A 24,514-nucleotide genomic window follows, 5' to 3' on the forward strand; every position below is an offset into this window, starting at 1 on the left:
CCTGATGGCGCTGGTCGCGCGGCTGATGTTCGCCCGCTATCTGCTGGCCAGCATCTGCGCGCTGTCGAGCGACATGGCGCTTTTCCTGATGCTCGACCATTTGGGTGCGGCCCCGATGCTGGCGGCCTTTGGCGGCTATGCCATCGGCTTGGTCGTCCACTGGACGATCAGCATCCGCTTCGTATTCGATACCGGCACCGGTCCCACCCATGCGCAGCGCGCGGGTTTTGTGGCCAGCGCACTGCTGGGCATGGGCATTACGCTTGCCATGGTCGGCGGGCTGAGCCTGATCGGCGTTGCGCCGACGATCGCCAAATTGCTATCCGTTCCGGTCAGCTTCCTCACCGTTTATGCGATCCGCAAGTATGGCGTCTTTGCCCGCGCCTGACCTGCGTCGGGGGGCGCTGTTGGCGCTTCTCGCCTGGCTGCTATGCAGCGCGGCGATGCTGTGGCTGTTCCACGGTGATTTCGCCACGCTCGGTTTCCGTGATCCCGATGACGCGATGCGATTGGCGCAGGTGCGCGACTGGATCGGCGGACAGGCTTTCTGGGATGTCAGCCAGCACCGGGTGAACCCGCCCACCGGCGGCCCGATGCACTGGTCGCGGATCGTCGACATGCTGATCGCCGCGCTGATCCTGCTGCTGCGCCCGTTGCTGGGTATGGCGACGGCGGAGCTGGTCGCTTGCGCGATTGTGCCGCTGCTGCTGCTGGGTGGGCTGACGATGGCCTTCTTCATTGCGGCGAAGCGGATTGCCGGGGCGGGGATTGCACTGCTCGCGGTCGCATTGCTGCTGACCGCACCGTCTATCCTCGTCCAGTTCACGCCGTTGCGGATCGATCATCATGGCTGGCAGATCATGGCGGCGGCTCTGGCGCTGTGCGGCGCGATGGACGCCCGCGCGGCGCGCGGCGGCATCGTTGCGGGGCTGGCGCTGGCACTCTGGCTTCAGATTTCGAGCGAAGGCTTGCCCTATGCCGCGCTGTTTGTCGCAATCTTTGCCCTGCGCCACTGGATCGACCGGGCAGAAACGCCGCGCTATGTCGGTTTCACTGTCGCCCTCGGCGCAGCGGCGCTGATACCGCTCATGTTGTTGCGTGGTCCCGCTGCGGTTTTGGCGCGTCACTGCGACTCCCTCTCGTTCGTTTATGTCTGGCCCTTGGTAGCATTGGCCGTTGCAACGCTTCTGGCTACGCGCTTGATCGGCCCGTCCTCTCCATTGCGCCGTTTCCTGATCGCTGCACTTGGCGGCGGTGCGGCGTTGGCGACCTTCGCGCTGACCGGCGGGCCATGCCTGTCAGGCGATCCCTTCGCGGCGCTGGGACCGCTGGCCTATAAGCTCTGGTATTTGCAGGTCATGGAAGGGCGGCCAATCTGGGAACAGAGCCGGTCGATGGCAGGCGTCATCCTGCTGCCCACGCTACTGGGCCTGATCGCCACATTGCTGGCAGCGCGCGGTGCATGCGGCCCGGCGCGGATGCGCTGGTTGACACTGGCGTTGCTGCTGACCGGTGCCATGCTGGTTGCGATCATGGTGATGCGCGCGGTGTCGGTAGCGCATCTGCTGGCGCTTCCCGGTACCGCCTGGCTGCTCATCGCCTTGTTCCGCCGAGTACAGGCGTCTGCCAGCGCCATCGCGCGGATATTCGGATCGGTCGCGCTGGTGCTGCTGACCCCGGCTGGCCTGTGCGCGCTGTGGGTCGCGATCGCCGCCACGCCCGAACCGGCGAAGAAAGCCAGCGCCAATTGTCGCGCGGCCAGCGTGTTGGCACCGTTGCGTACCCTGCCGACTGCGACCCTGTTCGCGCCGATTGATCTAGGCCCGGACATTCTCGTCCAGACCAGCCACAGCGTTATCGGCACTGCCCATCATCGCAATGCGGCGGGCATCACTGCGGTGATCGAAGGCTTTGTCGATGCACCCGATCAAGCCCGCGCCGTCATCGGCATGACCAGCGCGCGCTATGTCGTGACCTGCGACGGCCTCAGCGAATATCGCCTCTATGGACAAGCCAACCGCAAGGGCCTCGCCGCCCAACTGGCGCGCGGCGCGACGCCAAACTGGCTGGAACCGCTCCCCACCAAAGGCCCGCTCAAAATCTACCGGATCAGGTCGCCACGAAGCTGAGCGCTACCCCGTTCATGCAATAGCGCAGCCCGGTTGGCTTGGGGCCATCGTCGAATACATGGCCCAGATGCCCGCCGCAGCGCGCGCAATGGACTTCGGTGCGGGGATAGCCCAGGTCGAAGTCGCGGCTGGTGCCGACCGCCTTGGGCAGCGGCGCATAGAAGCTCGGCCAGCCGGTGCCGCTGTCGAACTTGGTCTTGGAACTGAACAATTTTTGCCCACACCCGGCGCAGGCGAAAATCCCGGTCCGATGCTCCTTGTTCAGCGGACTGGTGAAGGGATGCTCGGTCGCCTGCTTGCGCAGCACATTATAGGCGAGCGGGGAGAGTCGCTTGCGCCACTCCGCATCGCTCAGCGCAAAAGGATAGGCGGCCTCCGCCCGATCAAGGCCCAGCCGCCACCAGCCCAGCGCCGCCGCGCCGGTCGCCACACCACTCAGGAAAAGTCTCCGGTTCATGACATCCTTGAACACCCTTCAGCCTGTCGTGTTCCTGAACAGATTTTTCCACCAGCGCCCGCCCGACTGCATGACATGGCGGCGGAACAGCAGCACGCCGACCCGGATGATCAGCGCTACGAACGCTGCCTGCCACAGCAGCGCGAGCAGATGGGGCCACAGCACATCATCCTGCGCCGCGCGCGCGATCATGGCGAAGGGCGAACTGAACGGGAATATCGTTGCGGCCACTTCTGCAGGTGATCCCATATGGTCGACGGCGTAGCTGGCAAAGAAGAAGATCAGCATCTGTCCCATGGTCACGGGCATGTTCAGCGTCTGCACCTCCCGCACCGTCGCCGCCTGCGCGCCGATCCCCAGGAATAGCGATCCCAGCAGCGTATAGGCCATGGCGAAATATAGCACGGCGAGGATCAGGAAGATCGGCCAGCCCACCGCTGGCGCAGGCAGGCCCGACGCGGACCCGTGCAGCGCCAGGAAGATCGCAAAGGCCGTACCGCCCCAGAAAGCGATGCCGACAAAGCTCATCGCCAGCATCGCCATCAGCTTGCCGAGGAAAATCGCATCGATCGGCACGGCGGCAGCTAATATCTCGATGATCTTGTTGGTCTTTTCCTCGACCAGATTGGAGAGGATCATGCCCGCCAGCAGGATCGTCAGGAAGAACATGACGACCTGCGCCACTCTGCCGATCAGCAACCGCGCCTGCGCCTGTGCGCCCAGGCTCGTGGCGACCTCCTGCCGTTCCACCTGCACCAGCCGCAGCGTATGTTCGGCCTGCGCCGCGCTGGCGATCAGGCTGAGATCGCCCTGCATCTTGTCGAGATCGTCGGGCTTGCCGGTCAAGATCGGGTGCGCCACCGAGCCCGAAAGGATCGCCACCACCGCCGAATCGGCCCGCGCCAGTTGCTCGCGCGGGGCAGGCGTCAGCGGCACCCGCCGCAACCGGACCAGCGCCTGATCCCCCATCCTTTCGGTCAGACGCTGGTGCGCCCGTTCCAGCCGCGCGGTTTCGCTCGCGGGCATGGCGATGCCGACCATAGGTCGCAGGTCGGTGCTGGAAATCTTCTCACCCAGGCCGCCAAAGGCCATGCCGATCAGAATTGGCAGCAATGGTCCCAGCAGAAACAGGATGAAGGTGCGCGACAGCACCACCGCGGTAAAATCCCGCCGGGCGATGACCAGAGCGGCGCGTAGCATCTCTCTCATGCGTCCTGCTCCCGCGCCTGCGCTTCTTCCATCTGGCGTGCGGTCGCTTCTCCGGCGATGGCGACGAAGGCGTCGTGGAGCCCCGGCCGTTCGATCGACAGGCTCTCAATCCCGGCGTGCCCACGCAGCAATGCGTGCAGCAGCGGCTCGATCCCGTCGTCGGGCAGGGCGAAATGCCACGCGCCATCCTCCACCACCGTATCGGCGGGCAAAGCGCGCCGCCACGCCCCGTCGCTGGCTTTGGTGCGCAGCCGCACCTGCGGGCGCAGCCGATCGCGCGCGTCGGCCACCGTCCCCTCGAACCGGATGCGTCCGCCCGCAACGATGGCGATCCGCTCGCACAGGCGTTCGGCATGGGCGATGACATGGGTGGAAAAGAGGATGGTGACGCCCCGCCGCGCCTGCTCGCGGATCAGCGCCTCCAGCTTCTCCTGGTTGATCGCGTCCAGCCCGGAAAAAGGCTCGTCCAGTACGATCAGCCGGGGTTCGTGGATTATCGTCCCGAACAGTTGCACTGTCTGCGCCATGCCCTTGGACAGCTGGCGGATCGGCTTGTCGATCGCCCCGCCCATGCCATGCCCCTCCAGCATCGCCCGCGCCCGTTCGCGCCCTTGTTTCAGCGGCAAGCCCCGCAATGCGCCCATGAAGGCAATCGCCTCAAACGCCTTCATCGACGGATAGAGCCCGCGCTCCTCCGGCAGATAGCCCACCTGTCGCGCCATCCGCAGCGGCGCGGCGTCGCCCAGCAGCGACCGCACCCCCTCGTCCGGGTCGATGATGCCCAGCAACGTGCGGAGCAGCGTGGTCTTGCCCGCGCCATTCGGCCCCAGCACGCCATAGATCGACCCGGCAGGCACGGCGATGTCGACGCCGTCGACCGCGCGGAAGCTGCCGAATGTCTTGACAAGGCTATGGCCTTCGAGCGCATAGCGGAGGGGCGGGGCCGGAGTGTCGCCGTTCATCCGCTCCTGATAGTGTCCCCCCATGCCAACGCAAATGGAAAGCTTGGAAACCCGCCTGAAGGTACAGGCCGCGTCGCTGGGCTTCGCCGCCTGCGCCATCGCGCCCGCCGACGTGGCCCCCCAGGCCGGGCAGCGGCTGGGCGAATGGCTGGACGCAGGCCATCATGGCGACATGCTGTGGATGGCCGAGCGCGCCGGACAACGCGTATCGCCACACGGCCTGTGGCCCGACGTGCGCAGCGTCGTGATGCTGGGGATGAGCTATGCGCCGGGGCGCGATCCGCTGGCGCTGGCGGACGTGCCGGACCGCGCGCGCATCTCGGTCTATGCGCAGGGCAAAGACTATCATGATGTCGTCAAAAAGGGGTTGAAGGCACTGGCCCGCTGGCTGGTGGAGCAGCAGCCCGGCGCGCTCAAAGTTTTTGTCGATACCGCCCCAGTCATGGAAAAGCCGCTGGCGCAGGGGGCCGGGCTGGGCTGGCAGGGCAAGCATAGCAATCTGGTCAGCCGCCAGCATGGCAGCTGGCTGTTCCTGGGCGCGATCTACACCGAAATCGCGCTGCAACCCGACCCGCCGGAGATCGACCATTGCGGCAACTGCACCGCCTGCCAGACCGCCTGCCCAACCGACGCCTTCCCGTCGCCCTATGTCGTGGACGCACGGCGCTGCATTTCCTATCTGACGATCGAGCATAAGGGGCCGATCCCGCACGATCTGCGGGAAGGCATCGGCAACCGTATCTATGGCTGCGACGATTGCCTGGCGGTCTGCCCCTGGAACAAATTTGCGGACGCGGCTGCGGCCAACAAGGCATTCATAGGCCGCGCCGAACTCGCCGCCCCCGCCATCGCCGACCTGCTGGCGCTGGACGACGCCGCGTTTCGCGAAATCTTCTCCGGCTCCCCGATCAAACGGATAGGCCGCAACCGGATGGTGCGGAATGCGGCGATTGCGGCGGGGAATAGCGGCGACGCGCGCCTGCTGGGACGATTACAGACGCTGGCTGGCGATGATGATTCGGTCGTGGCGGAAGCGGCTGCATGGGCGATCAAAAGGCTGTCCGCCTAACGCGCCCGCAACGCCGTCGCGCAGGCCGCCGGATCGACGTCGCTGCCAGCGGGCGAGCGCGCATCCACATGAGTAACAACGGGCTCCTTGCCGCGTGCCGGGGCATAGAGATAGGTGTCGAGGACGCAGCGGCCATTGGCAAATTGCAGCTTGCGCACCGTCGTTTCGCGAATGTCGAGCCGGGGCGTTCCGAACATCTGGGTCAGCGCGCGCGCATCTGCGCCCATCAGCGGGCCGGGCTTGCCGAAGGCGCTGGCCGGGGGACCGGCGGGCGGCGGCGCGATCCCGGTTTGCGGCACCACGCCGCCTGCACCACAGGCGGCAAGCGGCAGCGCCAGCAGCGCGATCAGGGCAGGGCGGGGGGCGTTCATACAGGCTTCCTTCTGACGCCGTGCAGCATGTGGACCGCCATAGCCGCGCTCCAGATCGGCGCAAGCAGGTTGACCAGGGGAACAAGGAACAGAAGCGCCGAAGCGAGACCCAGAAGCCACCGGCTGCCACGCGGGATCGGCGGATGACCCGGATGGCGCGGCTCGACCATGTCGGCCAGATCGCGGCCCAGCAGATAGGCGTTGAGCGCGAGAAACAGCCCGATCGTTCCCACCCCCGTCACCAGCAGCGCGATGTAAGCGGGCAACGCCAGCAGGTTCCAGCCGATCGTCCGCGCGACCGACGCCAGCGCATAGCGGATGCTGCGTGCCAGCCCGACCGGGCGCGCGTCCGCCGCTGCATCCGGGTAGCGATCCGCCTCTACCGCTGCGATAATGTCGTCGGCGAACAGGCCCATCATTGCCATCGCGGTCGCGCGGAACAGCAGCCAGCCTGCCGCGACAACGATCAGCGCGGTCGCCGCCGCCTCCGCCATGCCACCGCCGCCCCAGCCATAATGGAGGCGCAGCGCATGGACCCCCGCCCACAGCCCCACCGCCAGCAGGGCAAAGACCAGAAGTGTCAGCAGCAATGTCTTGACCAGCAACCGCCGGGCGGCAGCGTGGAAGATCAACGGGAAGGCGCGCAGCGCGGCGGTCAGGACCATCGGGTCATTATCCGGCCTGCCGCGACGCCCGTCAATCGCGCGCTGTTGCATGGGCGCACGCGCGCCGATAGAGACGGCAGCCTGACATTCCCCGCACCATAAGGATTTTGCGTGACCGCTTCCGCTCCAGTTTCGGCCCCGACGCTTGACGTCGTCGCCATCGGCAACGCCATTGTCGATGTCCTCGCGCGCAGCGATGACGCCTTCCTTGCCGAACATGCGCTGACCAAAGGCGGGATGCAGCTGATCGACGCCAAAATGGCGGAAACCCTCTATGCCGACATGCCCCAGGCCAAGGAAATCAGCGGCGGATCGGCCGCCAACACGCTGGCGGGCCTCGCCGCGCTGGGCAAGACATGCGGCTTTATCGGCCAGGTGAATGACGATCAGCTGGGCGCAGTGTTCGCCCATGACGTGCATGCGATCGGCATCCGTTTCGACACGCCCGCCATGACCGGCGACGTGCCGACTGCCCGCTGCCTGATCCTCGTCACGCCAGATGCGCAGCGGACGATGAACACATTTCTGGGTGCCTCGCAATTTCTGCCGGAGGCCGCGCTGGACCTGGATATGATCCGCTCGGCCGGCATCCTTTATCTCGAAGGCTATTTGTGGGATCCGGAGCAGCCGCGGGCGGCGATGCGGGCGGCGATTGACGCGGCGCGGGGGGCGGGGCGCAAGGTCGCCTTCACCCTGTCCGACAATTTCGTGATCGACCGCCACCGCGCCGATTTCATCGACCTGATCGACCATGGCCAGATCGACATCCTCTTTTCCAATGAGGGCGAAATCCAGTCGCTGGCGCAGATTGATGATTTCGACAAGGCCGTGGCGGCGATTGCGGCCAAGGTGCCGGTGCTGGTCTCGACCCGCAGTGAAAAGGGCGCGGTGGCGATCGTCGATGGCGTGCGTTACGAAGCACCTGCTGCGCAGGTCACGCAGATTATCGACACGACCGGTGCTGGCGACCTGTTCGCCGCCGGCTTCCTGGCCGCCCATATCGATGGCCGCAGCGTGGCCGATTGCCTGGCACTGGGCGCAGCGGCGGCGGCCGAGGTGATTTCCCACTGGGGCGCACGGCCGGAGGATGATCTGGGCGTGATCCGCGACAGGCTGTTCGCCTGATCAGTCCGCTTTCTGCTTGCGGAACAGGGTGCGGTCATCGGGGCCAAAGCCCCAGCGCCAGATGACCACGCCATAAGCGCCCAATATCGCCCAGACGCCGACGACCAGCTCGACCCATTCGAGCCGCGGCGGCAGGGCGACAAAGGCGGAACCGACGATGCAGGCGACGCCCGCCGCACTCAGCAACGGCCAGCGCCAGGCGTTGACCGGCGCATCGAGCAGGCGGGACAGCAACCGCGCCTTGACAAAGGCACCGATCGCCAGCGCCAGACACAGGGCGAGGGCGGGCGCTGCGGCCACCGCCATGACCGGCAGATCGAGCTGGCGGGCGAGCAGGATCAGCGCGAAGCTGAAAGCGGCCTGGCAGCCGATCATGCCGAGCGAGATCATTAGGTTGCGGTGGCGGGCGATATAGACGAGCGCCGATTCGCTGACGACCGCGGTCGCAGCGATCACTTCGGCCATCAGCAGGAAGGCAAGCGCCCCGGTGCCGCTGACGAAATGCGGGCCGACCAGCCCCATCACCGCTTCGCCCGGGATGCCCAGCGCCAGCGCGATCCCCGCCTGCGCCGCGATGATCCAGAAACCGACCTGGCTGACCTGCCGCGCAATCGCGGCCATATTCCCCTCCGCCAGATTGCGGGTGATGACCGGACCCAATATCGGGTCGAAGCTGGTCTTGAGCTTTTGCGGCAGCGAGGCGACCTGCTGCGCGATATAATAGATGCCGATCACCGCCGGGCTGACGAACAGACCCAATATCGCCATGTCCAGCCGCCGCGATCCCCATTCCACCCCGTCGGCGGCCGCCAGCGGCAGGTTGCGCCGCGCCAGCCGCCAGAGCCGCCCGGCATCGGGCCGCCAGCCGACCGGCAGGCCATAATGGCGCGCCATCGGGATGATCGAGGCGATGAAGGCGGCGATCATCGACACGGCATAGGACAGGATCAACCCGTCGCGGGTCGAATAAAAGGAAAAGGCGAAGGCGCCGATGCTGATCGCCCAGGGTTCGATGATCGAGCGCGCCCGCACCGTCGCGCCGACATCGAATTTATAGGCGCAGGCGGCCAGCGCCACGTCCGACCCGGCGACCGCAATGACGATCAGCGCCAGCAGCCGGTCTAGGCCATTGATGCCGCTATTGGGAAACATCGCCTGGGGAAAGGCGACCAGCAGGCCTGCGCCGAGCAGCGCGGCGATCATCGTCACCAGCATCGCGTCGGTCACGACATGAGCGTGGGGTCGTTCGGTTTGGCTGAGCGCACCCGCCAGCCCGCGTTTCAGGCCAAGCGTCGCCAATTGCGCGACAAATTCGACAACCAGCACGGCATAGGCGAAGCGACCCAGCGTTTCGGCCCCATAGACCCGGCCCGCGATGAACAGGAAGGGCAGCCGTGCCGCCAGGCGAAGAAGGAAACCGAACACATTGGTCCGCCCGCCCTTGGCCAAGGCGGCGATGTCATCCTCGTCCTTCGACGCAGGAAGCTGCGCGGTCAATCGACTCCCCTCTGTCGTCCCGTCTGATGACTGGAATGTAGCCATGATGGTGCTGACGCGCGACGGCTTATTCGGGCCGCAACGGACGCGCGAGCAGCGCGTCGATCACGGTGCCGAGCGGCATGGCATCGGCCAGCAAGGCGCACACCGCTTCGACCACCGGCATTTCCACCCCCGCCGCGCGCGCGGCATCGCGCAGCACCGGGGCGGTAAACGCGCCTTCGGCCACGGTGCGGCGGTTGGATAGCAGGTCAGCAGCGCTGCGTCCTTCGCCCAGACCCTGGCCCAGCGAAAAGTTGCGGGAATTGGTGGACGAACAGGTCAGCACCAGATCGCCCAGCCCCGACAGCCCGGCCAGCGTTTCTACCCTTGCGCCGCGCGCCAAGCCAAAGCGCGTCATTTCGGCAAAGCCCCGGCTGATCAGCGCCGCGCGGGCATTAAGGCCCAGCCCCGCGCCGTCCGCCACGCCGCACGCGATCGCCAGTACATTCTTGACCGCGCCACCGATTTCCGCGCCGGTGACATCGTCGGACAGATAGGGGCGGAAAGCGGGGCGGGCGATCCGCGCCGCCAGTTGCGCGCCCAATACGGCATCATCGCACGCCAGCGTGATCGCGGTCGGCAATCCCCTGGCCACTTCATGGGCGAAGGTTGGGCCGGACAGGACGGCGATGGGCGATGTCGGCTGCGCTGCACGCGCCACTTCCCCCATCAGCAGGCCGGTGCCCGCCTCTATCCCCTTGGAACAGAGGATCAGCGGCACACCGGCGGGGGCCTGGGCCACAACGCTCCGCAAATGCTGGGCCGGGCTGACCACCAGCAGCATGTCGCAGTCGCCAAGGTCGGCCATCGCACCGGTCCCACGAATGGACGGGGCCAGTGCGATGCCGGGCAGATAGAGCGGGTTCTCCCGCGCCCCGTTGATCGCATCGACGACATCGCTTTCCAGCGCCCAGAGCGTCACGGCCTGCCCGTCGGCAGCCAGCAATTGCGCCAGCGCCGTGCCCCATGCACCCGCCCCGATGACTCCAGCCTTCATGCTTTCACTCCGGCGCCGCGCGCCTTTTCCGCCGCCGGATCGAGCGGCCAGCGCGGCCGGGCGGGAACGGTCAGGTCATCGATCAGTCCCACGGCAAAGCGCTCCGCCCCGGCCCAGGCGATCATGGCCGCATTATCGGTGCAGAGCCATAGTGGCGGTGCGACAAAGGGCAGGCCATGGTCTGCCGCCAGCTTTTCGAGCGCCCCCCGGATCGCCTGATTGGCCGCGACGCCACCGGCCACGACCAGAGCGGTGATTCCGTCCGCCTGCCCCAGTGCGCGGCGGGTGCGGTCGATCAGGCAGTCGATCACGGCCTGCTGGAAACTGGCGGCGATGTCCTGCGTCGAATAATGGCCGGACTGGACCGCGCGCATGACCGCGCTTTTAAGGCCGGCGAAGGAGAAATGCGGTTCCGCCGTGCCGAGCAGCGGGCGGGGCAGGGGAACGGCGTTGGGATCGCCCTGTGCTGCGGCCTTTTCCACCTGCGGGCCGCCGGGATAGCCAAGGCCCAGCATTTTGGCGGTCTTGTCGAAGGCTTCGCCCGCTGCATCGTCGATGGTGGTGGCCAGCCGCGCATAGTCGCCGGGACCGCGGACCAGCAAAATCTGGCAATGGCCGCCCGACACCAGCAGCAGCATATAGGGAAATTCCAGCGTCCGGTCGGACAGGCGCGGCGAGAGGGCGTGACCCTCCAGATGGTTGACCGCGATCAGCGGCTTGCCCGCCGCATGCGCCAGCGCCTTGGCGGTCACCAGACCCACCATCACCCCGCCGATCAGGCCCGGCCCGGCGGTCGCGGCGATCACATCGACCTGATCGAGCGTCATCTCCGCATCCGCCAGCGCGGCTTCGATCAGAGGGCTGAGCGCCTCAACATGGGCGCGGGCGGCGATTTCGGGGACGACGCCGCCATAGGGCCGGTGGGCTTCCTCCTGGGTGGCGAGGCGATGCGCAAGAATCTGGCCGTCGGCCGTCACCAGCGCCGCTGCGGTTTCATCGCAGCTCGATTCCAGGCCAAGGATGATTGTCATTGTCGCTTCCATCTAATGCCCGTGGTCATTAGAGCAAGCCGCATATGATTTTGTCCGAACGACCGTTGCGCCTCGGCACCAGGGGTTCGCCCCTTGCGCTGGCCCAGGCCCGCATGACCGCCCGCGCCTTGTGCGATGCCCATGGCTGGCCCGATAGCGCCGTGGCGATCGTCACCGTCCAGACCAGTGGCGACCGGATACAGGACCGCGCGCTGGCCGAGATCGGCGGGAAGGCGCTGTGGACCAAGGAACTGGACCGGGCGCTGGTCGAGGGCGAGATTGATTTTGCGGTCCATAGCATGAAGGATGTGGAGACGCTGCGCCCCGCCGCGTTCCGTATCGCCGCTATGCTGCCGCGCGCTGATGTGCGTGACCGGCTGGTGGGAGCCGACAGTTTCGATGCGCTGCCCGCCAATCCGGTCGTCGGCACCAGCTCGCCGCGCCGCGCCGCGCAGGTGACGCGCTTGCGGCCCGATGCCACCATCCCCCTGTTCCGGGGCAATGTCGCGACGCGCCTCGCCAAGCTGGCGGCGGGTGAGGTCCATGCGACCCTGCTGGCGGCTGCGGGGCTGGACCGACTGGGGCAGAGCGATGTCGGTGTTACGATTCCCATCGACATGATGTTGCCTGCGCCCTCGCAGGGGGCGGTCGGGATAGAGGCGCGGGCGGACAATGAGGCGGTGCTGGCGGCGCTGGCGGCGATCAGTGATGCTGACACGTTCGATTGCGTCATGGCCGAGCGCAACGTGCTGATGGGGCTAGGCGGCACCTGCCATTCACCGATCGCAGCGCTGGCGCTGGTGGACGGCGACCGGCTGCACCTGCGCGCGGAGATTATCAGTCCGAACGGGCAGGAAACGGTGAGCGAGGACGCCATTATCGACCGGCAGGATTGCGACGCGGCGCAGGCAATGGGTCGTGCGCTGCTGGACCGGGCAAGTCCGGCGCTACGGTCCTTGTTCGAGGCGTGAGGCGGGTTCTCATCCTGCGGCCCGAACCGGGGGCGGGCAGGACGGCGCAGGCCGTGGCGCGGCTGGGTCTGGAGGCGGTGGTGCATCCCCTGTTCGCGCCGCAGGCATTGGAGTGGACAGCGCCGCTGGCCGGGGATTTCGACGCGCTGCTGATGACCAGCGCCCATGCGGTGCGGCTCGCGGGACCAGCGCTTACGGCCTATCGCAAGTTGCCCGCTTATGCCGTCGGCAGCGCGACGGCCGCGGCTGTGCAGGCGCAGGGATTTGACCGCGTGGTCGCGGGCGATGGCAACGCCAGCGCCATCGCGGCACAGATCGCAACTGACGGTCATCGCGCCGTGCTGCATCTGGCAGGCACGACGGTGGCGCCGATGGAGGCGGGACCGCTGCATGTCACGCGGATCGCCGTTTACAGCATGACCAGCCTGCCGCCTGATTCGGCCCTGTTGCATGACGCTGTGCCGGGAACAGTGCTGCTTGTCCATTCGCCCCGTGCGGGGGAGCGGCTGGCGGCGCAAGTCCCCATGGCGGCGCGGGCCGGATTGCATATCGTCGCTATCAGTACGGCGACACTGGCAGCGTGCGGAACGGGCTGGGCCAGCGCACAAGCGCCGGACCAGCCACGCGATGACGACATGCTGGCCCTTGTGCGTGGTTTGTGCGAATGACGGGTGGAATGACAGGCAAAGGGGGCAGCATGAGCGACGAGGACGGCCTTGGCAGCATGACCCCGACCCCGCCTCTTGCACGGCGGCGCAGCATGGTGCCGCTGCTGATCCTGATCCTCCTGGCCTTTGTCGTAGGGGTTGGCGTCACTGTCTGGGCTTGGCCGCAGATCCAGCGCCGCTGGGGCGATCCGCAGCCGCAAGCGGCGAGCGTGGCCCCGCTGCTCAGCAGCAATCCCGCACCTACGCTTGCGCAGCGTCCGCTCACCGCTGACGCTGCGCAGATGCTGGATGCGCAGGTGGTGCAGCTGGAGGAGCGGCTGACCCGCATCACCGTGGAGGCGCAGGCAGCGTCCGGCAATGCCGCGCGGGCCGAAGGGCTACTGGTCGCCTTCGCCGCGCGCCGCGCGCTCGATAGCGGCGCGCCGCTCGGCTATGTCGAGGGACAGTTGCGACTGCGCTTTGGCCAGGCCCAGCCGCGCGCGGTCGCGACCATCATCAATGCCGCGCGTGAGCCGGTGACGCTCGCTGACCTGCGCGGCGGGCTGATCGACATTGGCGACCGGGCAACGACCCCGCCTGCCGATGCGAGCTGGTGGAGCGCGATCGAGCATGAAGCGCGCGAACTGGTGACGATCCGCCGGGCATCGACCCCTTCACCCCGTCCGCAGGCCGGGTTTGACCGGGCGATCCATTATCTCGACGGCGGGCGGGTAAGTGCCGCGCTGGCGGAGGTGGAGCGGCTGCCGGGTCGTGCGGTCGCGGATCGCTGGATCCAGCTGGCCCGCCGCTATCTGGAGGCGCGTCGTGCGCTGGACCTGATCGAGACGGCGGCCATATTGGAGCCACGCGCTCTGCGCAGCGTTGAGGGCGCGCCGGTCGCGCAGACGTCGCCGTTGGCACCCTGATCCAATATTGCGATAAACAGTTTCTCTACTGCGATGAAACCGATGGACGCGAACGGCGTTTGTCACGACACTGTCATCTTTGCCTTTGGGTCAAAGGGATTTTGTCGTCGTGCCACCTTATGCTGCCGTTACCACTTTCTGGAAGGATCGCCTCGCGTCCGGCCCGCGCGCCGTCGCCCGGCCATCGGTCCAGCATCTGGTCGGCAATATGGCACTCCCCTTCGATCTGGCACGCACGCGGGCGCAGGCCGATGCGCTGGCCCAGACTATCCGGGGTGACGGTCGCGCGCTGCTGCTGATCCCCGGCCTGCTGGCGTCGGACGCGCGGATGGAGCCGATGCGCGCGATCCTGAACAGGGCGGGTTTTGACGCCCATCATTGGGGCCAAGGGCGCAATTTTGGCCCGAAGGTGGATAGTCTGGAGGCGATCGACCGTCGGGTGGATGACATACAACGCATGTCTGGTGGTCCGGTAACGCTGGTCGGTTGGAGCCTGGGCGGGCTGTATGCGCGCGAATATGCCAAGCTGGCAGCGACCAAGGTTGGCGGCGTGGTGACGATGGGCACGCCCTTTTCCGGCGACCCACGCGCGAACCATGCCTGGCGGCTCTATCAGTTGGTGTCGGGTACGCCGGTTGATCGTCCGCCCTTTCCCTGCACGCGGGAAGCCAAGCCGCCGGTGCCGACGGTCGCGCTCTGGTCGCGGCGCGACGGGGTGATTTTGCCCGAATGTGCCAAGGGGCGCAGCGGGGAGCGGGATAGCGCGATCGAGGTGGATTGCACCCATATGGGCTTTGCCGCCGCGCCCGAAGGCATTGCCGCCGTGGGCAAGGCGCTGGAGTTGATCAGCGTCTGAGACGCTTGCGCTTTCCTTAAGCCTGGAGCCGTGCCAGTGCTTCGTCCCGGCCGATCAGCGGCAGCAATTGTCCCATGTCCGGCCCATGATCCAACCCGGTCAGTGCGCGGCGCAGAGGGAGGAACAATGCCTTCCCCTTGCGGCCGGTTTCTTCTTTCAGCGTATGGGTGAGGGTGCGCCAGATGTCGGCGTCGAAGGAGGCGTCGGTCAGGATGCGGTGAGCGCTGGCCAGGAAGTCGCGATCCTCAATTTCCGGCGCGGGTGCGTCCACGGGTCCGGTGACGATCCGCCACCAGTCGGCGGCACCGGCGACGGTCTCCAGATTGGGGCGGATGGCATCCCATGCCGGGGCGTCCATGCCTTCGGGCAGGCGCTTGGCGACCGCCTCATAAGGCAATAGATGGACGATCTTCTGGTTGAGGGCTGCGAGTTCCCCTTCGTCGAAGCGCGCGGGGGCGCGGCCGAAATGGGCGAAGTCGAAACTGTCGATCAGGGGCTGCATGGTGGCGAACGGCTCGATCGGTTGACTGCTACCCAGCCGTGCCAGCAGCGAGGCGATGGCGGCTGGTTCCAGTCCGATCTCACGGAAATGGGCGACCCCCAGCGATCCCAGCCGCTTGGACAGCTTGCCCTCGCTGCCAGTTAGCAGCGCTTCATGCGCAAAGGCCGGGAGCGGGGCGCCGAGCGCTGTGAACATCTGGATCTGTGTGGCGGTGTTGGACACATGATCCTCCCCGCGCAGGACGTGGGTGACGCCCATATCGACATCATCGATGACCGAGGGAAGCATGTAGAGCCAGCTGCCATCGGCGCGGCGGATGACCGGATCGGACAGCAATTTGGGGTCGAAACGCTGCTCGCCGCGAATCAGGTCGGTCCAGACGATCGGCTGGTCACGGTCCAGCTTGAACCGCCAGTGGGGTGTGCGCCCTTCGGCCTCGTAAGCGGCGATCTGGTCCGGGGTCAGCGTCAGCGCGGCGCGATCATAAACGGGCGGCAAGCCACGCCCCAGCAAGACCTTGCGGCGGAGGTCCAGGTCCTGGCTCGTCTCGTAAGCGGGATAGACGTGGCCCGATGCCCGCAGCGCTTCAAACCGTGCTTCGTAAAGGGCAAAGCGGTCCGACTGCTTCGCCTCTGCGTCCCAGTGGAGGCCAAGCCATTGCAGGTCGGCGCGGATCGCATCGGCATATTCGGGGCGCGAGCGTTCCAGGTCGGTATCGTCGAGTCGCAGCAGGAACTGCCCGCTGCTCTTCTGCGCCCACAGCCAGTTATGCAGCGCGGCGCGGATATTGCCGACATGGAGGTGGCCGGTTGGCGAGGGGGCGAAACGGGTGATGACGGTCATGGGTTAATCCTAAATCCGTTCGGGCTGAGCGAAGTCGAAGCCATCCACTGAGCGGAGCGAAGTGGCTTCGCTATGCTCAGCTTGACCCTTCGACTTCGCTCAGGGCGAACGGAAAATCATAATGTTCTAAAGGCGTTGGTGATCGGATAACGGCGGTCGCGGCCAAAATTGCGGCTGCCCAGTTTCACGCCGGGGGGCGACTGGCGGCGCTTATATTCCGCGACATAGAGCAGCCGCTCGATCCGCGCGACGGTATCGCGCTCGAAGCCGCGTGCGACCAGTTGCTCGACCGACAATTCCTCCTCGACCAGACCGTAGAGGATCGGGTCCAGTATCTCATAGGGGGGCAGGCTGTCATCGTCGCGCTGATTGTCGCGCAGTTCGGCGCTGGGGGGTTTGGTGATGACCCGCTGCGGCATGACCGGGCCGGTGGGGCCAAAGCCTTCGCCCAGCGACGGGACATTCTCGTTACGCCAACGCGACAGGTCGAACACCGTGGTCTTGTAGGCATCCTTCAGCACCGAATAGCCGCCTGCCATGTCGCCATAGATGGTGGCATAGCCGACCGACATCTCGCTCTTGTTGCCGGTGGTCAGCAGCATGTGGCCGAATTTGTTGGACAGCGCCATCAGGGTCACGCCGCGGATACGCGACTGGATATTCTCCTCGGTCAGGTCGCGCTGGCGCTCTGAGAAAACATCGCTGAGCATCGTGTCGAACGCGCCGACCGCCGGTTCGATGGGGATGGTGTCGTAACGCACACCCAGCAGGCGCGCACATTCGACCGCATCGTCCAGACTGTCCTGACTGGTGAAGCGCGACGGCATCATCACGCACCATACCCGGTCCGCGCCCAGCGCATCGACCGCAACGGCGGCGGAGAGCGCCGAATCGATCCCGCCGGACAGGCCCAGCACCACGCCGGGAAAGCGGTTGCGGTTCACATAGTCACGCAGGCCCAATACCATCGCGTTATAGATGTCGGCGGGGCGCTCGTCGGGGACATGGCAGTCGCCGGGCAGGCAGACCCACTGGCCATCCCATTTCTCCCACTGGGTCAGCACCAGCGCCTCTTCCCAGTCCGGCAACTGCTGCGCGATACCGAAATCGGCGTTCATGACGAAGGATGCACCATCGAACACCAGCTCATCCTGCCCGCCGACGCGGTTGAGATAGACAAGCGGCAGGCCGGTTTCGCGCACCCGTGTGCCAGCCACCATGGTCTGGCGGCGATCATCCTTGTCAACCTCATAGGGGCTGCCATTGGGGCTGATCAATATCTCCGCGCCCTCGGCTTTCAGATGGGCGGTGACGAAGGGGAACCAGATATCCTCACAGATCGGCACGCCGATCCGCACGCCGCGAAAATCGATCGGCGCGGGCAGCGGGCCGGGGGCGAACAGGCGCTTTTCATCGAACGTGCCATAATTGGGCAATTCGCGCTTCTGCCGGATTTGCGTCACCGCGCCGCCCTCCAGCAGGGCGACGACGTTAAACAAGACGCCATGCGCGGCGACCACGGTGCCGACCAGCATCGCCGGGCCACCATCCGCCGTCGCCTGCGCCAGCCGGTCCAGTTCCTGATTCGCGCGCTCGACCAAGGCGGGTTTCAGCACCAGATCTTCGGGCGGATAGCCGATCAGCTGCAATTCGGGATAGACGATCAGGTCCGCGCCAACGGCCTTGTCCCGCCATGCCAGCATCGCGTCGGCATTGGCGGCAAGGTCGCCCACCGATTGGGTCATCTGGGCAAGGGCGATCACAAGTTTGTCGGTCATGAACGGGGCCGTTAGAGCATTTTGCCGCCACGCGCAAAAGCGCCTTTCCAGCAGGAACGGACGCGGCTAAAGGGGCGGCGTTTTCACGCAGCGTCATCAATTCGTCACGCCGCCAAATAGCAGGGGGACTTGGCCATGAAGCTCATGACCGGCAATTCCAACAAGCCGCTCGCGGCCGCCATCGCCGACTATATCGAAATCCCCCTGACCGACGCCAGCGTCCGCCGCTTCGCTGACGAGGAAGTGTTCGTGGAAATCCACGAAAATGTCCGGGGCGAGGATGTGTTCGTGATCCAGTCCACCAGCTATCCGACCAACGACAATCTGATGGAATTGCTGATCATGATCGATGCGCTCAAGCGCGCGTCGGCTAAGCGGATCACCGCCGTCGTCCCCTATTTCGGCTATGCCCGGCAGGACCGCAAACCCGGCCCGCGCACCCCGATCAGCGCCAAGCTGGTCGCGAACCTGATCACCAAGGCAGGCGCCGACCGCGTCCTGTCGGTCGATCTGCACGCGGGGCAGATCCAGGGTTTCTTCGACATTCCCACCGACAATCTGTTCGGTGCGCCGGTCATGTCGGCGGATATTCAGGCGCGCTTTGGCGACCGCAACATCATGGTCGTGTCGCCCGACGTCGGCGGCGTGGTGCGCGCGCGCGCCCTGGCCAAGCGGCTGGACAATGCGCCGCTCGCCATCGTCGACAAGCGCCGCGAGCGCGCGGGCGAATCGGAAGTGATGAACATCATCGGCGACGTGAAGGGCCGCTTCTGCGTGCTGATCGACGATATTGTCGATTCGGCGGGCACACTGTGCAACGCGGCGAGCGCATTGAAGGCCGCAGGGGCAGAGGAGGTCGTCGCCTATGTCAGCCATGGCGTGCTGTCGGGCGGCGCGGTGGCGCGGGTCGAGGCGTCGGACCTGCTGGAACTGGTGATCACCGATTCGATCCAGGGCACCGATGCGGTCAACAATGCCGCGCATATCCGCCACCTGCCGATCGCGCCTTTGCTGGGCGAAGCGATCAAGCGGATTGCTGACGAAAGCTCGGTGTCGAGCCTGTTTGATTGAAAGGTTCAGGCCGCTGGTAGCAATATCAGCGGCATGGACAGGATCATGATCAGCGCGGCCACGACACGCTGGCCGCGCGATATGCCGAGCGGCTTGCCCTGCCAGACCATCGGGCAGGCCAGCACCGCCAGCGCGATCAGCAGGTTGGACAGGGTGGCAGCGCCGCCGACCGGCATGTCCTGCCGCAGCGCAAGGCCCGCGAACAGGGCGACAAAACTCAGGAACCAGCCAATCAGCGCCATGGGCAACTCCTTTGCCCGCGAGTCTTAACCCCGCGAGGTTGCCGAAGGCTTAAGCGGCCCAGGGATCGTAGCTGCCAAAGCTCCAGACATTGCCTTCCGGGTCGAGCGCGCTGTAGCCGCGCCCCGGATAACCGTCATTGTCGCGCGGCTCGTCGACCACCACCGCGCCTTCATTGCGGGCGTGGAGGCAATGGGCATCGACATCGGGCACCACGACATAGACGCATCCGGTGATCCCACCCAGGTCGCGCGCGGTGGACCAGGTGTAGAGCGTTCAGTGGCCATATCCTGCACGCTGCCCAGCATCACCATGCCGGCACCCAGCACCAGTTGTGCATGGTGGATGACGGTCGGGTCGGTATCATCGGCATAGACGGCGTGGCGCACGAAACCGAAGGCGTCGCACAGAAAGTCGATCGCGGCAGGGGCGTCGGCATAGCGCAGGCATGGGATTACAGGCGAACCGGGCATTTTTCCCTCCTTCTCCATAGAGGCGCAGTCTAGCGCAACGGCCGCGCAGCCGCTAGGCGAAGGGGATGACCACCCGCGATGACCTGGCCCTTGCCAACCGCCTTGCCGACGCCGCTGGCGCGGCGATCCGCCCCTTTTTCCGCGCCCGCTATGATATGGAATATAAGGCGGACAAATCGCCGGTGACGGAAGCCGATCGCGCGGCGGAGGCCGCGATCCGGACGATATTGGAGAAAGAGCGGCCGGGCGACGGCATCATTGGCGAGGAATATGGATCGGTGCGCGAGGATGCCGATCGGGTATGGATTCTCGATCCGATCGATGGCACCCGCAGTTTCATCGCCGGGCGACCGATCTTCGGCACGCTGATTGCACTGACGCAAGGGGGGTGGCCGACCATCGGCATCATCGACCAGCCGATCGCCAAAGAACGCTGGGCCGGGATGGCGGGGCAACCGACGACCTTCAACGGCCAGCCGATCCGCACCCGCGCCTGCCGCGCGATCGAGGGCGCAGGCATTGCGACGACCAGCCCGCACCTCTTCGATGATGACGACGTGCCGCCTTATATGGCGCTGGTCGCGGCGGTCTCCGGCGGATCGCCGCGGCAGGGGCCGGTCTATGGCGGGGACTGCTATAATTACGGCCTGCTGGCGTCGGGCTTCCTCGACATCGTAATCGAATCCGGGCTGCAATCCTATGATTTCGCGGCTTTGGTGCCGGTGGTCGAGGGCGCTGGCGGGCTGATGTGCGACTGGCATGGCGAGCCGCTGACTGCCGATAGCGACGGCCATGTGCTGGCGCTGGGCGATCCGGCGCGGCTGGAAGATGTGCTGGAGGCGATGGCGAACGCTGCGCATGGTCACAGCCATTAAGTTACAGGGTTAGGGCGGTCAGAAAATCCCCAGAAACTTCTTGTCCTGGCGTTTCTGCTCGCTTTTGCTGCCCTTGCCCCTCTCATCCTTTGCCGTCGTGCCCTGGCCGACATCGTTTCGCGGATTGCCGCGCTTGGTGCGCTGGGCGATCGCATTGGCACCGGACAGGATCGGGCCGCACGCCGCACCCTTGGCGTCGCCGACATCGGCAAAGGCAATGACGGCTGCCAGTGGCGTCCCCACGACCGCCAGTCCCGCGGCCACACCGCCGCGCGCCAACAGCTCGGGGCTGATGACCGACATGCCGGGACGGGCGAAATAGCCATTGATACCGATCGGCGACTGGCCGGAGAAAAGGCTGATCTTCTTGCTGTCGGCGCGGAAAGCGATGTCGAGGCTTTCGTTGCGGAAGGAAAAGCCGCCCCGCCCGATCATCACATTTTTCTTCGTGTCGATCAGGATCGGGTCGGCGGCCGCCACGCCATTGCGCACGGTGAAGGCGATAAGACCGCAATTGATCTGCACCGGATCCTTGAGCTTGCCCGCAAACATCTTGGTCGCGAAGGTGCCGATGTCGAGTTCAGACAGTTGGACGTTGCGCGCCCACATGGTGCCTGCTGGCAGGATCACAGCGATACGGCCATTGGCGGTCGCCAGCGAATCATGCAGCGTTTCGCCCATCCCCCTCATCTGCACCCGGCCCTTGATCATGCCCGTCGTGCCGGACTGTTCGACACCCCAGCGTGCCAGCAACCTACCCATGGGCGTGGGGGCAAGGCGAATGTCGTAGCTGGTCCTGACCGGCGTGCCACGCGCGTTGATCTCTACGTCCGACGCGACATGGCCGCCCGACATGTCGAAGGTCAGCGGTGAGAGGGTGAGCAGGCTGCGGTCGAGTTTCAGGGTCAGGGCGATGTCGGAGATGGGGACGCGCTCGGCCCGGACGCGCTTGACGCTGTAGGTTACGTTGGCGTCGAAATTGCGGATCGCCTCGACCCGCAGCGGCGTGTCGGGCAGCAGGCGCGGCGTGCCCTGCACCGTCTCGATCGCGCCAGCGGCGCCCTGCTTCTCGATCTTTTCGGGATCATAGCCAAAGAAAGGCGCGGCATCGACGATGTCGAGCGTTTGGGTCGACAGGTCGGCTTTGAGCAACAGGCGGCCATTGGGAAGCGACGCGGTGAAGCGGCCCGCCAGATCGCTGGCGCCAAAGCGTCCCTGCAATTTGGTAAATCTCCATTCGTCGCCGACCTTGATCAGGGCCGATGTGAAGCGATAGGCCCGCGTGTCGGGAATGGCTGCGCCCAGGAAATCGAACAATAGGCTAAGGTTGGGACCGCGGGTGACAAGACGCAGGTCGCTGCCTTCCAACTGCGTCGCGCCGGGCAGTGTGCCGGTAACGTCCACGACCGTCGCCCCCGCCTGCGCGCGCAGTTGCAGGCTGTTCTTGCCGCGCGAGACCGTGGCATTGGGAGAGAGCAAACTGCCTTTGAGCGTGAACGGCTTGTTTCGCATAGTGCCGGTGCCGGACAGACGTATATCGCTGACAAAGCGCGTATCCTTCGCCCGGACCGTCTCGAACCCGATGTCGGCATTGAGTTGCAGGCGCGGATCGCGGTAGCGCAGCGTGGTGCCTGCCAGCCTGGCCTGGGTTATCAGGGGGAACACCATCGGCTTGCCGTCCGCCTTGGGATCGCCCAGCGTCCATGTATTATGCTTATGGTCGCGCGACCATTCCAGATCGACCGCGCCATTGCGCAGCTCCAGCCAGGGCAGTCGGACCTTGTCGGCGAAAATCAGGCTGATCGGCGCGATCCGCGCGTCGATCAGGTCGGCGCGGAACAGGTCGGGCTGGCTCGCCCAGGCCAGATTGGTGATGCGCGCCTTCTCCGCCCGGAACTTGATGCTGATCGGCGCGAAATAGAGCTGGAAATCGCCGCTGACGCGGACTTCGCGCTGGAGCCGATTGCCCAATATCTGTTCGAACGGGCTTTTGAGGAAGCGCCCCTTGGTAATGAACAGGATCAGCCAGATCGCGAAGAGAAAGCCAATGATGCCCAGAAGGAGGCGCACGGGCCATGGCAATCTGCGCCAGTGTTCGCGCAGCGCGGTCGCATGGGCGCGATAGCCTTCGCGGGGCACGTGGGCCGGGCTATCCGAAATCTGCGCATCACCATCGACCATGGCGGCCTCAACGCCCCGGCGGGCGAAATGGCTCCGAAGCGCGCCATGTGCGAATCGCTTGCCTTTCCTTGCCCACCCGCCTATGCGCGCCCTTCGCGATATTCAGTGGGACCGCCCGGCTAACTAGGGCTGCCGGGGCTGTCTGTAATCGTCGCGCTACGCAAAGGAGACGAAAATGCCCAAGCTCAAGACCAAGAGCGGTGTGAAGAAGCGCTTCAAATTCACCGCTTCCGGCAAGGTCAAGCACGGCGTCGCTGGCAAGCGTCACCGTCTGATCAGCCACAACGCCAAATATATTCGCCAGAACCGTGGTACTTCCGTGCTGTCCGATGCCGACGTGGCTCACGTCCGCCTCTGGGCGCCCTACGGCCTCAAGTAAGGAGTAAGGGACAATGGCACGTGTCAAACGGGGTGTAACCACCCGCGCCAAGCATAAGCGGCTTCTGGTACAGGCGAAGGGCTATTATGGCCGTCGCAAGAATACCATCCGCGTCGCCCGTCAGGCGGTCGAAAAGGCTGGCCAGTACGCTTATCGCGATCGCAAGGTCAAGAAGCGCAGCTTCCGTGGCCTGTGGATCCAGCGCATCAACGCGGGTGTCCGCGCTGAAGGCCTGACCTATTCGCAATTCATGCATGGCCTCAAGCTCGCCGGTGTGCAGCTGGACCGCAAGGTTCTGGCCGACATTGCGATGCACGAAGGCGAGGCGTTTAGCGCCATCATCGCCCAAGCCAAGGCTGCGCTGCCCGCAGCATAAGGCCGTCGGTCGCAAGATCGTCAAAAGGGCGCCGGGGCAGATGCTTCCGGCGCCCTTTTTGTTTGTTGCGAATTTGACTGACCCCCGTTCGTTTCGAGCGAAGTCGAGAAAAAAGGCACAGCCAAGTTCGGCGAAGCCAAACCCCAACACTGCACTATGCGCTTCTCGACTTCGCTCTAAGTAAACGGTGGAGGGAGGCTCATCCAAAGGACCAACCCCATGTCGCTGCATCTCTGGTGGCTTTACGTTACCGCCGTGTTCCTGATCTCCGCCACGCCGGGGCCGAACATGCTGCATGTGATGACGCAGAGCATCGCTCATGGCCCGCGTCGAGCGCTGGCGACGATGGCGGGTCTGATGAGCGCGGTGTTATTGTGCCTGATCGCCTCGGCGCTGGGGCTGGGGGCATTGCTCAAGGCATCGCCACGCCTGTTCGACGTGCTGCGTTACGCGGGCGTTGCCTATCTGGTCTGGTTGGGGATCAAGGCCTGGCGCGCGCCGGTTGGCGGGGTTGGTGGCGTGGCGTCCAGGCGTTCGGACCGCGCGCTCTATCTGACCGGGCTGTTGACCGGCCTGTCCAACCCCAAGCTGATCATCTTTGCCGCCGCACTGTTTCCCCAGTTCATCGACCCCAGTCGTCCGTTCGGGACGCAGCTGGCAATCCTGGTGATCAGTTTCGTGGTGATCGAGTTGGGCTGGCAGGCTGCTTATGCGCTGGGCGGGATCAAACTGGCCTGTTGGCTGGCGCCGGTGAACCGCCAGCGCCTGTTCAACCGGGCGACCGGCGTGATGTTCATCGGCTTTGGCGGCGCTTTGCTGGGCGCGCGGGCGTAAGCCTTCCC

The 24,514-nt window shown here is 65.6% G+C and carries 25 protein-coding genes and 1 pseudogene; 13 read left to right on the forward strand and 13 right to left on the reverse strand.

The features are described 5' to 3' along the window. Positions 1-4 precede the first annotated feature (4 nt). The gene (locus KRZ98_RS15205; RefSeq protein ID WP_217674295.1) at positions 5-388 is read left to right on the forward strand and encodes a GtrA family protein; all 384 of its coding nucleotides are present in this window, start codon (positions 5-7) and stop codon (positions 386-388) included. Further along, the gene (locus KRZ98_RS15210; protein WP_217674296.1) at positions 366-2,129 is read left to right on the forward strand and encodes a hypothetical protein; all 1,764 of its coding nucleotides are present in this window, start codon (positions 366-368) and stop codon (positions 2,127-2,129) included. The genes KRZ98_RS15205 and KRZ98_RS15210 overlap by 23 nt, the downstream gene beginning before the upstream one ends. Here KRZ98_RS15210 and msrB read toward each other — a convergent pair. From msrB to KRZ98_RS15225, 3 genes are read right to left on the reverse strand one after another with little or no spacing between them, the layout of a single operon-like run. Further along, the gene (msrB, locus tag KRZ98_RS15215) at positions 2,110-2,586 is read right to left on the reverse strand and encodes a peptide-methionine (R)-S-oxide reductase MsrB (RefSeq protein WP_217674297.1); all 477 of its coding nucleotides are present in this window, start codon (positions 2,584-2,586) and stop codon (positions 2,110-2,112) included. The genes KRZ98_RS15210 and msrB overlap by 20 nt on opposite strands. A gap of 18 nt (positions 2,587-2,604) precedes the next feature. Beyond that, on the reverse strand, positions 2,605-3,795 hold the full coding sequence (locus tag KRZ98_RS15220; RefSeq protein ID WP_217674298.1) for an ABC transporter permease: 1,191 nt from the start codon (positions 3,793-3,795) through the stop codon (positions 2,605-2,607). After that, on the reverse strand, positions 3,792-4,757 hold the full coding sequence (locus KRZ98_RS15225) for an ABC transporter ATP-binding protein (protein ID WP_217674299.1): 966 nt from the start codon (positions 4,755-4,757) through the stop codon (positions 3,792-3,794). Before KRZ98_RS15225 ends, KRZ98_RS15220 begins: the two co-directional genes overlap by 4 nt. Before the next feature lie 34 nt (positions 4,758-4,791). Between KRZ98_RS15225 and queG the strand changes: the two genes are divergently transcribed. Beyond that, positions 4,792-5,826: a tRNA epoxyqueuosine(34) reductase QueG gene (gene queG / locus KRZ98_RS15230; protein WP_217674300.1), complete on the forward strand. Its 1,035-nt coding sequence runs from the start codon at positions 4,792-4,794 to the stop codon at positions 5,824-5,826. Here queG and KRZ98_RS15235 read toward each other — a convergent pair. Both KRZ98_RS15235 and KRZ98_RS15240 read right to left on the reverse strand, forming a co-directional pair. Continuing rightward, on the reverse strand, positions 5,823-6,197 hold the full coding sequence (locus tag KRZ98_RS15235) for a hypothetical protein (RefSeq protein ID WP_217674301.1): 375 nt from the start codon (positions 6,195-6,197) through the stop codon (positions 5,823-5,825). The two genes, queG and KRZ98_RS15235, sit on opposite strands and share 4 nt — an antisense overlap. After that, positions 6,194-6,862, reverse strand: a complete 669-nt coding sequence (locus KRZ98_RS15240) for an EI24 domain-containing protein (RefSeq protein WP_217674416.1) — start codon at positions 6,860-6,862, stop codon at positions 6,194-6,196. The genes KRZ98_RS15235 and KRZ98_RS15240 overlap by 4 nt, the downstream gene beginning before the upstream one ends. 111 nt (positions 6,863-6,973) lie before the next feature. Between KRZ98_RS15240 and KRZ98_RS15245 the strand changes: the two genes are divergently transcribed. Beyond that, complete coding sequence (locus tag KRZ98_RS15245; RefSeq protein ID WP_217674302.1) at positions 6,974-7,987, forward strand: adenosine kinase; 1,014 nt, start codon at positions 6,974-6,976, stop codon at positions 7,985-7,987. On the opposite strand, the gene KRZ98_RS15250 is transcribed toward KRZ98_RS15245, so the two are convergent. Genes KRZ98_RS15250 through tsaD form a run of 3 tightly spaced genes read right to left on the reverse strand, consistent with a single transcriptional unit; the run spans position 7,988 to position 11,554 of the window. Beyond that, on the reverse strand, positions 7,988-9,529 hold the full coding sequence (locus tag KRZ98_RS15250) for a lipopolysaccharide biosynthesis protein (RefSeq protein WP_254798461.1): 1,542 nt from the start codon (positions 9,527-9,529) through the stop codon (positions 7,988-7,990). It abuts the gene before it with no gap. 22 nt (positions 9,530-9,551) lie between these two features. Beyond that, positions 9,552-10,523: an NAD(P)H-dependent glycerol-3-phosphate dehydrogenase gene (locus tag KRZ98_RS15255; RefSeq protein WP_217674304.1), complete on the reverse strand. Its 972-nt coding sequence runs from the start codon at positions 10,521-10,523 to the stop codon at positions 9,552-9,554. Then, positions 10,520-11,554, reverse strand: coding sequence for a tRNA (adenosine(37)-N6)-threonylcarbamoyltransferase complex transferase subunit TsaD (gene tsaD, locus KRZ98_RS15260; RefSeq protein ID WP_217674305.1), 1,035 nt, complete (start codon positions 11,552-11,554; stop codon positions 10,520-10,522). Before tsaD ends, KRZ98_RS15255 begins: the two co-directional genes overlap by 4 nt. Positions 11,555-11,598: 44 nt before the next feature. On the opposite strand from tsaD, the gene hemC reads away from it, so the two are divergent. The 4 genes from hemC to KRZ98_RS15280 all read left to right on the forward strand — a co-directional run bounded on the left by hemC (position 11,599) and on the right by KRZ98_RS15280 (position 14,954). Then, on the forward strand, positions 11,599-12,525 hold the full coding sequence (gene hemC / locus KRZ98_RS15265) for a hydroxymethylbilane synthase (RefSeq protein ID WP_217674306.1): 927 nt from the start codon (positions 11,599-11,601) through the stop codon (positions 12,523-12,525). Beyond that, the gene (locus tag KRZ98_RS15270) at positions 12,522-13,193 is read left to right on the forward strand and encodes a uroporphyrinogen-III synthase (RefSeq protein ID WP_217674307.1); all 672 of its coding nucleotides are present in this window, start codon (positions 12,522-12,524) and stop codon (positions 13,191-13,193) included. Before hemC ends, KRZ98_RS15270 begins: the two co-directional genes overlap by 4 nt. Positions 13,194-13,222: 29 nt before the next feature. After that, positions 13,223-14,098, forward strand: coding sequence for a hypothetical protein (locus tag KRZ98_RS15275; RefSeq protein ID WP_254798463.1), 876 nt, complete (start codon positions 13,223-13,225; stop codon positions 14,096-14,098). A 109-nt stretch (positions 14,099-14,207) separates the two neighbouring features. Then, on the forward strand, positions 14,208-14,954 hold the full coding sequence (locus KRZ98_RS15280; RefSeq protein WP_217674309.1) for an alpha/beta fold hydrolase: 747 nt from the start codon (positions 14,208-14,210) through the stop codon (positions 14,952-14,954). A 16-nt stretch (positions 14,955-14,970) separates the two neighbouring features. Here KRZ98_RS15280 and gltX read toward each other — a convergent pair whose 3' ends face one another. Together gltX and KRZ98_RS15290 are read right to left on the reverse strand one after the other, a co-directional pair. Next, entirely contained in the window at positions 14,971-16,299 is a 1,329-nt protein-coding gene (gene gltX, locus KRZ98_RS15285; protein ID WP_217674310.1) for a glutamate--tRNA ligase, read from the reverse strand. A 116-nt stretch (positions 16,300-16,415) separates the two neighbouring features. Next, on the reverse strand, positions 16,416-18,077 hold the full coding sequence (locus KRZ98_RS15290) for an NAD+ synthase (RefSeq protein WP_217674311.1): 1,662 nt from the start codon (positions 18,075-18,077) through the stop codon (positions 16,416-16,418). 135 nt (positions 18,078-18,212) lie between these two features. Here KRZ98_RS15290 and KRZ98_RS15295 point away from each other — a divergent pair, with 135 nt between their 5' ends. Continuing rightward, entirely contained in the window at positions 18,213-19,148 is a 936-nt protein-coding gene (locus KRZ98_RS15295; RefSeq protein WP_119746953.1) for a ribose-phosphate pyrophosphokinase, read from the forward strand. Between the two features lie 5 nt (positions 19,149-19,153). Here the strand turns inward: KRZ98_RS15295 and KRZ98_RS15300 are convergent, their stop codons facing one another. Together KRZ98_RS15300 and KRZ98_RS15305 are read right to left on the reverse strand one after the other, a co-directional pair. Next, complete coding sequence (locus KRZ98_RS15300; RefSeq protein ID WP_217674312.1) at positions 19,154-19,390, reverse strand: hypothetical protein; 237 nt, start codon at positions 19,388-19,390, stop codon at positions 19,154-19,156. Between the two features lie 49 nt (positions 19,391-19,439). Continuing rightward, positions 19,440-19,861 (reverse strand): annotated as a pseudogene (locus KRZ98_RS15305) (VOC family protein). 65 nt (positions 19,862-19,926) lie between these two features. On the opposite strand from KRZ98_RS15305, the gene KRZ98_RS15310 reads away from it, so the two are divergent. Further along, positions 19,927-20,736, forward strand: coding sequence for an inositol monophosphatase family protein (locus KRZ98_RS15310; protein WP_217674313.1), 810 nt, complete (start codon positions 19,927-19,929; stop codon positions 20,734-20,736). Positions 20,737-20,754: 18 nt separating this feature from the next. Here KRZ98_RS15310 and KRZ98_RS15315 read toward each other — a convergent pair whose 3' ends face one another. Then, the gene (locus KRZ98_RS15315) at positions 20,755-22,917 is read right to left on the reverse strand and encodes an AsmA family protein (RefSeq protein ID WP_217674314.1); all 2,163 of its coding nucleotides are present in this window, start codon (positions 22,915-22,917) and stop codon (positions 20,755-20,757) included. A gap of 175 nt (positions 22,918-23,092) precedes the next feature. Here KRZ98_RS15315 and rpmI point away from each other — a divergent pair, with 175 nt between their 5' ends. From rpmI to KRZ98_RS15330, 3 genes are all read left to right on the forward strand, one after another. Beyond that, positions 23,093-23,296 carry a 50S ribosomal protein L35 gene (rpmI, locus tag KRZ98_RS15320; RefSeq protein WP_004208916.1) on the forward strand — a complete coding sequence of 68 codons (204 nt, stop codon included), beginning with the start codon at positions 23,093-23,095 and terminating at the stop codon, positions 23,294-23,296. Positions 23,297-23,309: 13 nt separating this feature from the next. Further along, positions 23,310-23,672, forward strand: coding sequence for a 50S ribosomal protein L20 (gene rplT, locus KRZ98_RS15325; protein ID WP_006952270.1), 363 nt, complete (start codon positions 23,310-23,312; stop codon positions 23,670-23,672). 219 nt (positions 23,673-23,891) lie between these two features. Further along, positions 23,892-24,506, forward strand: coding sequence for a LysE family translocator (locus KRZ98_RS15330; protein ID WP_217674315.1), 615 nt, complete (start codon positions 23,892-23,894; stop codon positions 24,504-24,506). Positions 24,507-24,514: the final 8 nt, after the last annotated feature.

Source organism: Sphingobium sp. AS12, from assembly GCF_019097845.1.
GTDB lineage: Bacteria > Pseudomonadota > Alphaproteobacteria > Sphingomonadales > Sphingomonadaceae > Sphingobium.